Origin of the sequence: Pseudomonas sp. LAMO17WK12:I10 (assembly GCF_900215185.1) — a bacterium.
Taxonomy (GTDB): domain Bacteria; phylum Pseudomonadota; class Gammaproteobacteria; order Pseudomonadales; family Pseudomonadaceae; genus Aquipseudomonas; species Aquipseudomonas chlororaphis.
Genome location: NZ_OBDX01000006.1, coordinates 1 through 12,802, shown reverse-complemented (window position 1 = coordinate 12,802; position 12,802 = coordinate 1). Strand labels below are relative to the sequence as shown.

Genomic DNA, 12,802 nt, shown 5'->3' with positions numbered 1-12,802 from the left:
GCTCAGTAGGAAAAGCGCTGTTCTTTGGTCGGTTTTGGCGCAAAAGCTTCTAAGGCGACAGAGGAAGGTACGCCAGAAACAGAGGGAAGAGGGGGAAGGAGAAGACCAAGTCCAGCGTAAGGCAGAAAGCGCCGGACCTCGGAGCAAAAAGGAGCGATTACTTGGTGCGGTAGCGCAGACGAGTGCCGAAATTGACGGACATCAGGATCTCATCGGCAGTCAGTTCGGGAGGAAAGTAGGCGCCGGAGATTTGCGCATGGGCCAGGCTGGCGCCTTCCATGGAGGAATTGCGCAGGTCGAGGCCGCGCAGGTCGGCAGAGCGGAAGTAGGCGTCGGTGAAGTCGATGCCGTCGGCATTCAGTTCACGCAGGTCGAGCCCACGGAAATCGCCGCCGCGCATGTCGACAGTCTGGTCTTTCGGGCGCTCCCGGTTAAAGCCGTCGATGTCGTCTTTGTGCAGCAAAGCGTAAAGGGGAGTATCGAGAAGTTTGGGCTGACTCATGGGGCGTCACCTGCTGGAATTATGACGCCAGTATAGTGCCACTATTTTTCAGCCGTGAAGCCTTTGCGGTTTCACGGCTGAAATAGTTGATTACAAGCCTGGGAGACGCTGGCGAATGTTCGCGACCAGGCTGTCGAGGCTCCCGCTTTCATTGGTCTCGACGCGCTTGCTGCGCAGCACTTCCTCAGCGCTCAGGGCTTCGCGATTGGCTTGCTGCTGTTCGATTACGGCCAGGGTCGCGTCCGACGGGTCGTTGCGATCGGCCTGGCGTTGCGCCAGCCAGCTGGCAATGACGGCCTGCGGGGCATTGCAGTCGATGATCAGGCAAGGCGTGCCGGTCGCTTCGGCAACCTTGGCCGCGGCATCACGCTGGTCGCGCTTGAGGTAGGTGGCGTCGATGACCACCGGGAAACCGGCGCGCAGGACGATACCGGCAAGTTCATGCAGGCGGTCATAGGTCGCGGTATTGGCTTGGGCATTATAAATGCCGGCATTCGGATCGTTCTGTACCTGCTGCTCGCCGAACAGGCGTTTGCGCTCGACATCGGAGCGCAGGCGAACGGCGCCCAGGGCTTCCACCAGACGCATGGCTACATGGCTTTTGCCAACGGCGGAAACGCCAGAAGTAATCGCCAGGAAGCGCGATGGAATGGTGCTGTAGCTTTCTGCCAGGTTGGCGTAGTTGCGGTACTGGCGCAGAGCCGTGGCGCGCTGCATCGGACTGGCGTCGGCCGGCATGCTGAACAGGGCGACCTTGGCGCGTACCAGGGCGCGATAGGCTTTGTAGAAATTCAACAGCTCCAGGCCCTGATAGTCACCGGTCTGTTCCAGGTACTGGCTGATGAAGCGGCGTGCCAGGCATTTCAGGCCGCGGTCTTCCAGGTCCATGGCGAGGAAACCGGCGTCGGCATAGACGTCAGTGAAGCGGAACGGTTCGTTGAACTCGATGCAATCGAAGATCACCACCTTGCCATCGATAAGCGTTGCGTTACCCAGGTGAATGTCGCCGTGGCATTCGCGGATGAAGCCCTCGGCCTTACGCTGGGCAAGGAGTGGCTTGAGGCGTTCAAAGCTGCTTTCGGCCCAGGCTTGCAGGGCTTCGAGCTGTTGCAGGTCGGCCTTGTCGCTGAGGAATGGGCGGATCTGCTCGAAGTTCTGACGCACCGGCTCCATGACGCTTTCCGGGGTGCCGGCTTCGTGGGCTGCCGGGACCCGCGGGGCTTCGAGGTGGAACCTGGCAATCTGCCGGGCCATTTCGTCGATGTGCGCGGTGGTCAGTTCGCCATTGGCTTGCAGCGTACTGAGCAGCTGGCTTTGCGGAAACTGGCGCATTTTCAGGGCGTATTCGATAACCGGGCCGTCACCCGCGATCTGCGGCGCTTCGGCACTGCCGGTGATCGGCAACACTTCCAGATACAAATCATCGGTCAGGCGCTGGTTGAGACGCAGCTCTTCGCCGCAGAAGTGCCCGCGCGCTTCAAGGCCGGTGAAATCGAGAAAGCCGAAGTTGACCGGCTTTTTCAGCTTATAGGCATAGGGACCGGTGAGCAGGACCCAGGAAATATGGGTCTCGATGACCTGGAAACCGTCTACGGGATGCGGGTAGAGGGCCGGGTTTTGCAGGGCGGCGATCAGGGATTGGCTCACAGGCGATCCTTCAGAGTCGGGGAAAATTCAAGGGCGTCATTATGGCCGCTGACAGGGCTAACGCAAACCTCGGGCGGCTCCTGTTGACGATGAATAAAGTGCGTATAATCCGCCGCCATGACTCGTACTCGATCCCCCCGTTCCGCTAAAAAACGTCCGTCTAGTGGCCCGCGCCCCTGGCTGGGCTGGGCCTTGAAGCTCGGTCTGGTCGCTCTGGTGGTGCTCGCCGGCTTTGCGGTTTATCTCGACGCCGTGGTCCAGGAGAAATTCTCCGGCAAGCGCTGGACCATTCCGGCCAAGGTCTATGCGCGCCCGCTGGAGCTGTTCGTCGGACAGAAGCTCAGCAAGGACGATTTCCTCACCGAACTCGACGCACTCGGCTATCGCCGCGAAAGTGTGGTCAATGGCCCTGGTGCTGCGTCGGTCAGTGGTAACACCGTTGAACTCAATACCCGCGGTTTCCAGTTCTATGAAGGCATGGAACAGGCGCAACCGGTGCGGGTGCGTTTTTCCGGTGACTACGTGGCCGAGCTGTCAGGTAGCAAAGGCTCGAAACTGGCCGTGGTACGCCTGGAGCCGCTGCTGATCGGCGGCCTGTATCCGAAGAATCTCGAAGACCGGATCCTGATCAAGATCGATCAGGTGCCTCCTTATCTGCTGGAAACCCTGGTGGCGGTCGAGGACCGGGATTTCTACAGCCACTTTGGCGTGTCGCCCAAGTCGATCGCACGGGCGGTGTGGGTCAATACCTCGTCCGGCGCCATGCGCCAGGGCGGCAGTACCCTGACCCAGCAGTTGGTCAAGAATTTCTACCTGACCAACGAACGCAGCCTGAGCCGCAAGCTCACCGAAGCGATGATGGCCCTGCTGCTTGAGCTGCATTACGACAAGCGCGAGATCCTTGAGGCGTACCTCAACGAGGTCTTCGTCGGCCAGGATGGCCAGCGTGCCGTGCACGGTTTCGGCCTGGCCAGCCAGTTCTTCTTCAGCCAGCCGCTGGCCGAACTCAAGTTGCATCAGATCGCCTTGCTGGTGGGGATGGTCAAGGGGCCGTCCTATTACAACCCGCGTCGTTATCCGGAGCGCGCGCTGGAGCGGCGTAACCTGGTGCTCGATCTACTGGCACAGCAGGGTGTGGCGACTCCGGAGCAGGTCGAAGCGGCGAAGAAAATGCCCTTGGGCGTGACCAAACGCGGCAGTCTGGCGGACAGCTCGTTCCCGGGCTTCCTGGATCTGGTGAAGCGTCAGCTGCGTGAGGATTACCGCGACGAAGATTTGACCGAGGAAGGCCTGCGGATCTTCACCAGCTTCGACCCGATTCTGCAGATGAAGGCCGAGGCTTCGGTCGGGGATACCTTCAAGCGCCTGGCCGGGCGCAAGGGATCGGATGAAGTCGAAGCAGCGATGGTGGTGACCAACCCGGAAACCGGCGAAGTCCAGGCCATGATCGGCAGCCGCCAGGCCGGTTTTGCCGGTTTCAACCGGGCGCTGGATGCGGTGCGGCCGATCGGCTCCCTGATCAAGCCCGCAGTTTACCTGACGGCGCTGGAGAAACCCAGCCAATACACACTGACCAGTTGGCTCTCCGACGAGGCGTTCTCGGTGAAGGGGGGCGACGGGCAGGTGTGGAAACCCCAGAACTACGACCGTCGTTCCCACGGCACGGTCTTCCTTTATCAGGGGCTGGCCCATTCCTATAACCTGTCGACCGCGCGCCTGGGCCTGGAAGTCGGTGTGCCGAATGTGCTGAAAACCCTGGGGCGCCTTGGTGTCACCCGCGAATTCCCGGCGTTCCCTTCGATGCTGCTGGGGGCGGGGGGCTTGAGCCCGATGGAAGTCGCCACCATGTATCAGACCCTGGCCAACGGCGGTTTCAATACCCCGATGCGCGGGATCCGTAGCGTGCTGACCGCTGAGGGCGAACCGCTGAAGCGTTATCCGTTCCAGATCCAGCAACGTTTCGACCCGGGTTCGATCTACCTGATCCAGAGCGCGATGCAGCGCGTCATGCGCGAAGGTACCGGCAGTTCGGTCTACAACGTGCTGCCGCGCTCCCTGGCGCTGGCGGGCAAGACCGGCACCAGTAACGATTCCCGCGACAGCTGGTTCGCCGGTTTCAGCCAGGATCTGCTGGCTGTGGTCTGGCTGGGGCGTGATGACAACGGCAAGACACCGTTCACCGGCGCCACCGGTGCGCTGCAGGTCTGGACCAGTTTCATGCGCAAGGCCGACCCGTTGCCATTGGATATGCCACAACCGGATAACGTGGTGCAGGCCTGGGTCGACTCGCGGACCGGGCAAGGCTCGGATGCCAACTGTCCGGGCGCGGTACAGATGCCGTATATTCGCGGCAGCGAACCTCCTCCCGGTCCGGCATGCGGTGGCGAAAGCCCGGCGTCCGGCGAGTCGGTGATGGATTGGGTCAAGGGCTGGATGAATTAAGCGAAGAGGGTTTGACGTGAACAAGTGGTGGATTCCAGCTATTACAGCTCTGGCTTTGCTCAATGGTTGCGCCAGCGTGCAGCGTGGCTCGATTCCGGTGGTGGACTCCGGTACCGCGGTGTCCAACAGCGAACGCATTTCGGCCAATGGCGGCTTCCGTCAGACGACCGTCAAGCGTCCTGCGCAAGCTCAGACTCAAAGCATTCCCCAGGACTCGGGCGTGGTGGTGATGGTGCCGGGCGGGGCTGCGGCCACTGCCGCGCCGATCAGCAGCGCGCCGATTACCCCGGGCCCGATCACCCCAGGTCCTATCGATACCGCGCCGATCCAGTCCGCGCCGATCAATCAGGGCAGCTACAGCCTGCCGCCGACGCCGAGCGGGGTGCCTTCGGCCAGCTCCGGCGGGCTGTCCGCCGATGAGCAGCTGGACGGTCCAGTGCTGGCCCTGTTGACCACCGCTCAGCAGCAACAGGCGAGTGGTGATCTGAACGGCGCTTCCTCCAGTCTTGAGCGCGCCCAGCGTGTCGCGCCGCGTGAGCCGCAGGTGCTGTATCGCCTGGCCCAGGTACGCATGGCCCAGGGCGATGCCCCGCAGGCTGAACAGTTTGCCCGTCGCGGCCTGAGTTTCGCCAACGGTCGTCCGGATCTGCAGGCCAGCCTGTGGGCATTGATTGCCCAGGCACGCGAGAAACAGGGCGATGCCGCCGGTGCCGCTCAGGCCCGGCAAAAAGCCAAGGTGTCGCTCTGATGGATGCACGTTTTCCAAAGATTGCCGATCAGTTGCTGTTGATCGAGCGTGAGATGCGGTTACAGGGGTTGTGGGATGACACTCCGCCGAGTGCCGAAGCACTGGCCAGTGTCGAGCCATTTGCCGTGGATACGCTGGAGTTCGAGCAGTGGCTGCAGTGGATCTTCCTGCCGCGGATGAAGGCGATTCTTGAACAGGATCTGCCTTTGCCCAACGCCTCGGGTATCCAGGAAATGGCCGAAGTGGTATTTGCCGGTCGCTCGATGCAAGGCCGGGACCTTCAGTTGCAGATCCTGCTCAAGGAGTTTGACCAACTGATCGGCGGCGCCCGCTAAACCTTCTGCAACCACTGCCTAGCGGCAGTTGTTGTCTATCACCTTCTGCGTTTCCGCGATGCGCTGCTGCCGTTGTTCCTCGGTCAGGCGGCGCATTCCACCCTCTGTGTTCTCGCTCAGGCGCGGGTTGTTCTGCAACTGCGCCAGGCTAGCCCGTGCCTGTGTGCAAAAACGCCTGCGTTCGGCTTCCTGCCTGGCGAGCTGCTGCTTGACCTGATTGTCCATGACTTGTTGCTGAGGGCCCGGCTTGTCGGGCGGCGGAGTACTGCTCGCACCTTTCGGCGCTTTTGGCAGGGTGATGGCAGTACTGGCTACGCCTTGGGGTGGCTGGGCGTCGAAATGGGTGACTCCCTGGGCGTCGACCCATTTGTAAATCTGGCCGGCCTGGCACGGGAGGCTCATGGCGAGCAGCAGGCCAGCGGTCATGGCGAAGGTTCGCATTTTTGAATTCCTTATCCAGGATTGCGCAATTGAAGCGCAGACACTCGCGGTTTACAGGTTTTTTCTTGCGTTCTCATGCGCTTAGTTCGAATAAAGCACATTGACGTCTTGACTTGCAGAGGGCGAAACAGAAGAATCCAAAGTCCGCTGTAGAGGGACTGCCAGAAGCAGACCCACTCGGCAGAACATGAGGCGCACATCCGCGCCGACCTGCTACACCCGCAACGCGTTACCTCGCGCTGGGTGGGAAAACCCCGCAACACTTGGGGCACTCCCAATACTTGCTCAGTCAGTGCTGACGTAGTCGGCGACCACCGTCGCTCATGCTCTGCTGAGAAGTAAACCTATTAAGACCCGTCCCCTTTCAAGAGGGCGGTATTCTGGCGTTTTAGAGGTGAACAACGTGGAGCTTTTATCTGGCGGTGAGATGCTCGTCCGCTTTTTGCGTGACGAAGGCGTCAAATATATCTATGGGTACCCGGGTGGTGCTCTCCTTCATGTTTACGATGCCCTGTTCAAAGAACCGGAAGTGACCCACATCCTGGTTCGTCACGAGCAAGCGGCTACCCATATGGCTGACGGCTACGCCCGTGCCACCGGCAAGGCCGGCGTGGTACTGGTGACTTCCGGCCCTGGCGCGACCAATGCCATCACCGGTATTGCCACTGCCTATATGGACTCCATTCCAATGGTGATCATTTCCGGTCAGGTGCCTAGCACCATGGTCGGTACCGACGCGTTCCAGGAAACCGACATGATCGGTATCTCCCGGCCGATCGTGAAGCACAGCTTCATGATCAAGCATGCTTCGGAAATCCCGGAAGTCATGAAGAAGGCGTTCTACCTGGCGCAATCCGGTCGTCCGGGTCCAGTCGTGGTCGATGTCCCTAAGGACATGACCAATCCGGCTGAAAAGTTCGAATACGTTTTCCCTAAAAAAGCGAAGCTGCGCTCCTACAGCCCAGCTGTTCGTGGTCACTCCGGGCAAATCCGCAAGGCGGCAGAAATGCTCCTGGCGGCCAAGCGTCCTGTGCTGTACGCAGGCGGCGGGGTGATCCTCGGTGGCGGTTCCGCGCCGCTGACCGAATTGGCACAAATGCTTAACCTGCCGGTCACCAATACCCTGATGGGCTTGGGTGCCTATCCTGGCACCGATCGTCAGTTCGTCGGCATGCTCGGCATGCACGGCAGCTACACCGCCAACCTGACCATGCACCATGCCGATGTGATCCTGGCAGTCGGCGCGCGTTTCGACGACCGTGTTATCAACGGCCCGGCGAAATTCTGCCCGAACGCCAAGATCATCCATGTCGACATCGACCCGGCGTCCATCTCCAAGACCATCAAGGCAGACGTGCCGATCGTGGGTCCGGTAGAGAGCGTCCTGACCGAAATGGTCGCGGCCCTCAAGGAAATCGGCGAAACCCCGAACAAGGACACAGTCGCCAGCTGGTGGAAGCAGATCGAGGAGTGGCGCGGTGATCGTGGCCTGTTCCCTTACGACAAGGGCGACGGCAGCATCATCAAGCCGCAGACCGTGATCGAGACCCTCTGCGAAGTGACCAAGGGCGACGCCTATGTGACCTCCGACGTGGGTCAGCACCAGATGTTCGCGGCGCAGTACTACCGGTTCAACAAACCCAATCGCTGGATCAACTCCGGTGGCCTGGGCACGATGGGCTTCGGTTTCCCTGCGGCCATGGGCGTCAAGTTGAGTTTCCCTGATGCTGACGTTGCCTGTGTAACGGGCGAGGGCAGTATCCAGATGAACATTCAGGAGCTGTCGACCTGCCTGCAGTACGACCTGCCGGTCAAGATCATCAACCTGAACAACGGTGCGCTGGGTATGGTGCGGCAGTGGCAGGACATGAACTACGGTAGCCGTCACTCGCATTCCTACATGGAATCGCTGCCTGATTTCGTCAAGCTGGCCGAGGCCTATGGGCACGTGGGCATTCGCGTCACGGACCTGAAGGATCTGAAGCCGAAGATGGAAGAAGCGTTCGCCATGAAAGATCGCCTGGTGTTCCTCGACATCCAGGTCGATACCAGCGAGCACGTCTACCCGATGCAGATCAAAGACGGCTCCATGCGCGATATGTGGCTGAGCAAGACGGAGCGTACTTAATCATGCGGCACATTATCTCCTTGCTTCTGGAAAACGAACCGGGCGCCTTGTCTCGTGTGGTTGGCCTGTTTTCGCAGCGCAACTACAACATCGAAAGCCTGACCGTGGCGCCGACCGAAGACCCGACCCTGTCGCGTCTGACGCTGACCACCGTGGGGCACGATGAAATCATCGAGCAGATCACCAAGAACCTGAACAAGCTGGTTGAAGTGGTCAAGCTGGTCGATCTGTCGGAAAGCGCTCACATCGAACGCGAGCTGATGCTGGTCAAGGTCAAGGCCACCGGCGCCCAGCGCGCCGAGGTCAAGCGCACCACCGATATTTACCGTGGGCAGATCGTCGATGTCAGTGCCAGCGTGTATACCGTTCAATTGACCGGTACCAGCGACAAGCTCGACAGTTTCATCCAGTCGATCGGCACCGCCTCGATTCTGGAAACCGTACGCAGTGGCGTCACCGGCATTGCCCGTGGCGATAAAGTACTCAGCATCTAACTCAAATTAGCGAACGGCCTGAACGGCCTGATATAGGGGAAATTCATGAAAGTTTTCTACGATAAAGACTGCGACCTCTCGATCATCCAGGGCAAGAAAGTTGCCATCATCGGTTACGGCTCCCAGGGCCACGCTCAAGCGTGCAACCTGAAAGACTCCGGCGTTGATGTCACCGTTGGCCTGCGTAAAGGTTCGTCCACCGTTGCCAAGGCTGAAGCCCATGGCCTGAAAGTGACCGACGTAGCCGCTGCCGTTGCCGGCGCCGACCTGGTCATGATCCTGACCCCGGACGAGTTCCAGTCCCAGCTGTACAAGAACGAAATCGAGCCGAACATCAAGAAGGGCGCCACCCTGGCCTTCTCCCACGGCTTCGCGATCCACTACAACCAGGTCGTTCCGCGTGCCGACCTCGACGTGATCATGATCGCGCCGAAGGCCCCAGGCCACACCGTACGTTCCGAGTTCGTCAAGGGCGGCGGTATCCCTGACCTGATCGCTATCTACCAGGACGCTTCCGGCAACGCCAAGAACGTTGCTTTGTCCTACGCGGCAGGCGTGGGCGGCGGCCGTACCGGTATCATCGAAACCACCTTCAAGGACGAGACTGAAACCGACCTGTTCGGCGAACAGGCTGTTCTGTGTGGCGGTACCGTCGAGCTGGTCAAGGCCGGTTTCGAAACCCTGGTCGAAGCTGGCTACGCGCCGGAAATGGCTTACTTCGAGTGCTTGCACGAACTGAAACTGATCGTTGACCTCATGTACGAAGGCGGTATCGCCAACATGAACTACTCGATCTCCAACAACGCCGAATACGGCGAGTACGTGACCGGCCCTGAAGTGATCAACGCCGAATCCCGTCAGGCCATGCGCAACGCCCTGAAGCGCATTCAGGACGGCGAGTACGCCAAGATGTTCATCAGCGAAGGTGCTACCGGCTACCCATCGATGACCGCCAAGCGTCGTAACAACGCCGCTCACGGTATCGAAATCATCGGTGAGCAACTGCGCTCGATGATGCCGTGGATCGGTGCCAACAAAATCGTCGACAAAGCCAAGAACTAAGTTCGAGTCTTGTCAGGGAAAAACGCGGCCTAGGCCGCGTTTTTTCGTTTGGATAGACAGGTTCTGGTATAAAGCTGGATCCTTTGTGGTCCAATCGTGACCCTGGGTATCGTCGAAACTTTTCACACCGTTGCAAGGTAATGTCCATGAGCGAACGTCCCGAAGAGCCAAACCAGGCCTCTGACGCCGAAAGCCTGCTACCCATCGATGAGCATGTCGAAGAAGGGCATGACGCTGAAGGCCGTAAAGTCCGGCATCGTGGTATCTATCTGCTGCCGAATCTCTTCACCACCGCGAACCTGTTCGCCGGTTTCTACTCGATCATCAACTCCATGAGTGCCCAGAGCGCATTGAGCGCCGGGGACGCGGCAGGAGCGAGCAAGTATTTCGCGTTCGCGGCCATCGCGATTTTTGTCGCCATGGTGCTCGACGGTCTGGATGGGCGCGTGGCCCGTATGACCAATACCCAGAGCGCTTTTGGCGCCGAGTATGACTCGCTGTCCGACATGGTTGCCTTCGGCGTTGCGCCTGCCTTGCTGGCATTCGGTTGGGCGTTGGGCGACATGGGTAAGGTCGGCTGGATGGTCGCCTTCATCTATGTAGCTGGCGCGGCGCTGCGTCTGGCTCGCTTCAACACCCAGGTGGGGACTGCCGACAAGCGTTACTTCATCGGCCTGGCCAGTCCGGCCGCGGCGGGTGTGGTGGCCGGTATTGTCTGGGCGTTCAGCGATTACGGCATCCAGGGTTCGAAGATGTCGTTCCTGGTGGCGCTGATGGTGGCGGCGGCCGGCATGCTGATGGTCAGCAATATCAAGTACAACAGCTTCAAGGAGCTGGACCTGAAGGGGCGTGTACCTTTCGTGGCGATTCTCGCCGTGGTTCTGGTATTCGCCGTGGTCTTCAGTGATCCGCCGCGGATTCTGCTGTTGGTTTTCCTCGCTTATGCGGCGTCCGGTCCAGTGCAATACCTGCTGCGTCTTCGTCGACGCAAAACGTTGCCTTAATGTAATTTCCCCCATACTCCGCAGTCTATTGGTGCATCAGTCCTCCAATACTGCGGAGTTGCCATGTTGATCAAAATCCCCAAGTCGTCTGACTGCAAAGAGTCGGACGTCACGCCTGAATCTCTTTATTTCTCTCGCCGTAGCCTGTTGGGTGGGGCCATTGCTGGCCTGGCTGCCAGTGCGCTGCCGCGTTGGGCCAGTGCCGAAGACGCTGGGCGCTATCCAGATGTCGAGCCTGGCAAGGCGCCGTCATGGTTTGCGCAGAAGCTGCCGGAAACCAAATGGCAGGCGGTCAACATCAAGGATGAGGCGATCACTCCATTCAAGGATGCTACCCACTACAACAACTTCTATGAGTTCGGTGCCGACAAGGGCGACCCGGCTGCCAATGCCGGCGCGCTGAAAACCGAGCCCTGGAGCGTGGTGGTGGACGGGGAGGTGGGCAAGCCAGGGCGTTATGCGCTGGAAGACTTCATGAAGCCTTATCAGTTGGAGGAGCGGATCTACCGGCTGCGTTGTGTCGAGGCCTGGTCCATGGTGATTCCCTGGATCGGTTTCCCGATCTCCGAGTTGCTCAAGCAGGTCGAGCCAACCTCCAAGGCCAGGTTCATCCGCTTCGAAACTCTTCAGGATCCTAAAAGCATGCCCGGCCAGCGTTCGGGTTTTGCCTTGATCGATTGGCCTTATGTAGAAGGGCTGCGCCTGGATGAGGCGATGCATCCCTTGGCGATTCTTGCCGTGGGGATGTATGGCCGCGAGCTGCCTAACCAGAATGGCGCGCCGTTGCGTTTAGTGGTGCCGTGGAAGTACGGCTTCAAGAGCATCAAGTCGATCGTGCGCATCAGTCTGGTGGAGGAGCAGCCGAAAACCACCTGGCAAAGCATCGCTGCCAATGAGTACGGTTTTTACGCGAACGTGAATCCTACGGTTGATCATCCTCGCTGGACTCAGGCACGCGAACGTCGATTGCCTAGCGGCCTGTTCAGTCCCAACGTGCGTGAGACACAGATGTTCAATGGCTACGCGGATGAAGTCGCTTCTTTATATACCGGCCTGGATCTGCGGAAGAATTACTGATGCGCTACCCACTCTGGCGCCTTGGCGTCTTCATCGTTGCTGCTATCTGGCCTTTGCTTTGGTTGTACCAGGCTTGGGCCTCCGCCCTCGGGCCCGACCCGGGAAAGGTACTGGTCGATCGGTTGGGGCTGGGGACACTGATCTTTTTGCTGATCACTCTGAGTATGACGCCCCTGCAGAAACTCACGGGATGGGCGGGATGGATCGCGGTACGACGCCAGCTCGGTTTGTGGTGCTTTGCTTATGTAGTGCTGCATTTAAGTGCTTACGCTGTATTTATCCTCGGGCTCGACTGGTCGCAGTTGGGCGTGGAGTTGCGTAAGCGGCCCTACATTATTGTAGGAAGCCTGGGCTTTCTCGGATTGTTGGCCTTGGCGGTGACTTCCAATCGATACAGTCAGCGTCGTCTGGGCAGTCGTTGGAAGAAGTTGCATCGGATGGCGTATCTCATTCTCGGGCTGGGTTTACTGCATATGCTCTGGATTGTTCGGGCTGATCTTAAAGAGTGGGCTATCTACGCCTCTATTGGCGGGTTGTTGTTATTGCTGCGGGTGCCGCCGGTGACACGGCGAATCCCGCGTTTAGTGGGGAAAAACCATCTTTTGCAACAAAAGCGTAATTAGGGGTTGACGGCAGATTCTGGAAGTCTATAATTCGCCCCACTTCCGGCGCAGTCGAAACGGAAAACTCCTTGAGATTCAACGAGTTACGCGGTTTTCGACAGCGGTCACGCTTCAGTTCATCGAAGCCCGAAGGAGTTGGTTCGGCAGTCAGTTTTCGCCGAATTAACGATTCGATCTTCTCGGTCGAAAGCGGAGAAAAAGAGGTGTTGACAGCAGCGTGTAACGCTGTAGAATTCGCCTCCCGCTGACGAGAGATCGGAGGCGCAAGTGGTTGAAGTTGCAAAGGAAACTTTGAAAAC

12 protein-coding genes are annotated in these 12,802 nt (G+C 59.3%); 9 read left to right on the top strand and 3 right to left on the bottom strand.

What is annotated here, in order from left to right:
* Positions 1 to 157: 157 nt before the first annotated feature.
* Together CRO75_RS08915 and CRO75_RS08910 are read right to left on the bottom strand one after the other, a co-directional pair.
* Positions 158 to 502, bottom strand: a complete 345-nt coding sequence (locus CRO75_RS08915; RefSeq protein ID WP_007924632.1) for a pentapeptide repeat-containing protein — start codon at positions 500 to 502, stop codon at positions 158 to 160.
* Between the two features lie 90 nt (positions 503 to 592).
* Positions 593 to 2,149: a bifunctional aminoglycoside phosphotransferase/ATP-binding protein gene (locus tag CRO75_RS08910; protein WP_097135017.1), complete on the bottom strand. Its 1,557-nt coding sequence runs from the start codon at positions 2,147 to 2,149 to the stop codon at positions 593 to 595.
* 117 nt (positions 2,150 to 2,266) lie between these two features.
* Between CRO75_RS08910 and mrcB the strand changes: the two genes are divergently transcribed.
* The 3 genes from mrcB to CRO75_RS08895 are packed head-to-tail and all read left to right on the top strand — an operon-like array spanning position 2,267 to position 5,674.
* Positions 2,267 to 4,591: a penicillin-binding protein 1B gene (gene mrcB / locus CRO75_RS08905; RefSeq protein ID WP_007924629.1), complete on the top strand. Its 2,325-nt coding sequence runs from the start codon at positions 2,267 to 2,269 to the stop codon at positions 4,589 to 4,591.
* A gap of 16 nt (positions 4,592 to 4,607) precedes the next feature.
* Positions 4,608 to 5,339, top strand: coding sequence for a tetratricopeptide repeat protein (locus CRO75_RS08900; protein ID WP_062824586.1), 732 nt, complete (start codon positions 4,608 to 4,610; stop codon positions 5,337 to 5,339).
* Entirely contained in the window at positions 5,339 to 5,674 is a 336-nt protein-coding gene (locus tag CRO75_RS08895) for a YqcC family protein (RefSeq protein WP_053262686.1), read from the top strand. The genes CRO75_RS08900 and CRO75_RS08895 overlap by 1 nt, the downstream gene beginning before the upstream one ends.
* A gap of 18 nt (positions 5,675 to 5,692) precedes the next feature.
* On the opposite strand, the gene CRO75_RS08890 is transcribed toward CRO75_RS08895, so the two are convergent.
* Positions 5,693 to 6,115, bottom strand: coding sequence for a DUF4124 domain-containing protein (locus CRO75_RS08890; RefSeq protein WP_097135016.1), 423 nt, complete (start codon positions 6,113 to 6,115; stop codon positions 5,693 to 5,695).
* 403 nt (positions 6,116 to 6,518) lie between these two features.
* Here CRO75_RS08890 and CRO75_RS08885 point away from each other — a divergent pair, with 403 nt between their 5' ends.
* From CRO75_RS08885 to msrQ, 6 genes are all read left to right on the top strand, one after another.
* Complete coding sequence (locus CRO75_RS08885) at positions 6,519 to 8,243, top strand: acetolactate synthase 3 large subunit (protein WP_007924621.1); 1,725 nt, start codon at positions 6,519 to 6,521, stop codon at positions 8,241 to 8,243.
* 2 nt (positions 8,244 to 8,245) lie between these two features.
* On the top strand, positions 8,246 to 8,737 hold the full coding sequence (ilvN, locus tag CRO75_RS08880) for an acetolactate synthase small subunit (RefSeq protein WP_007924620.1): 492 nt from the start codon (positions 8,246 to 8,248) through the stop codon (positions 8,735 to 8,737).
* A 45-nt stretch (positions 8,738 to 8,782) separates the two neighbouring features.
* Positions 8,783 to 9,799, top strand: a complete 1,017-nt coding sequence (ilvC, locus tag CRO75_RS08875; RefSeq protein ID WP_007924618.1) for a ketol-acid reductoisomerase — start codon at positions 8,783 to 8,785, stop codon at positions 9,797 to 9,799.
* A gap of 146 nt (positions 9,800 to 9,945) precedes the next feature.
* Positions 9,946 to 10,803 (top strand): CDP-diacylglycerol--serine O-phosphatidyltransferase, encoded by an 858-nt coding sequence (pssA, locus tag CRO75_RS08870; protein ID WP_009045643.1) that lies wholly within the window; start codon positions 9,946 to 9,948, stop codon positions 10,801 to 10,803.
* A gap of 63 nt (positions 10,804 to 10,866) precedes the next feature.
* A complete protein-coding gene (gene msrP / locus CRO75_RS08865) occupies positions 10,867 to 11,880 on the top strand; it encodes a protein-methionine-sulfoxide reductase catalytic subunit MsrP (protein ID WP_097135015.1) in 1,014 nt (337 codons plus the stop codon).
* Positions 11,880 to 12,503 carry a protein-methionine-sulfoxide reductase heme-binding subunit MsrQ gene (gene msrQ / locus CRO75_RS08860; protein WP_085534696.1) on the top strand — a complete coding sequence of 208 codons (624 nt, stop codon included), beginning with the start codon at positions 11,880 to 11,882 and terminating at the stop codon, positions 12,501 to 12,503. The genes msrP and msrQ overlap by 1 nt, the downstream gene beginning before the upstream one ends.
* The last annotated feature ends 299 nt before the right edge of the window (positions 12,504 to 12,802 follow it).

Excerpts from the sequence above, each read along its gene's own strand:
- CRO75_RS08895 (WP_053262686.1), top strand. The coding sequence starts at position 5,339 with ATGGATGCACGTTTTCCAAAGATTGCCGATCAGTTGCTGTTGATCGAG.
- ilvC (WP_007924618.1), top strand. The coding sequence starts at position 8,783 with ATGAAAGTTTTCTACGATAAAGACTGCGACCTCTCGATCATCCAGGGC.
- msrQ (WP_085534696.1), top strand. The coding sequence starts at position 11,880 with ATGCGCTACCCACTCTGGCGCCTTGGCGTCTTCATCGTTGCTGCTATC.
- mrcB (WP_007924629.1), top strand. The coding sequence starts at position 2,267 with ATGACTCGTACTCGATCCCCCCGTTCCGCTAAAAAACGTCCGTCTAGT.
- CRO75_RS08915 (WP_007924632.1), bottom strand. The coding sequence starts at position 502 with ATGAGTCAGCCCAAACTTCTCGATACTCCCCTTTACGCTTTGCTGCAC.
- ilvN (WP_007924620.1), top strand. The coding sequence starts at position 8,246 with ATGCGGCACATTATCTCCTTGCTTCTGGAAAACGAACCGGGCGCCTTG.
- msrP (WP_097135015.1), top strand. The coding sequence starts at position 10,867 with ATGTTGATCAAAATCCCCAAGTCGTCTGACTGCAAAGAGTCGGACGTC.
- pssA (WP_009045643.1), top strand. The coding sequence starts at position 9,946 with ATGAGCGAACGTCCCGAAGAGCCAAACCAGGCCTCTGACGCCGAAAGC.
- CRO75_RS08890 (WP_097135016.1), bottom strand. The coding sequence starts at position 6,115 with ATGCGAACCTTCGCCATGACCGCTGGCCTGCTGCTCGCCATGAGCCTC.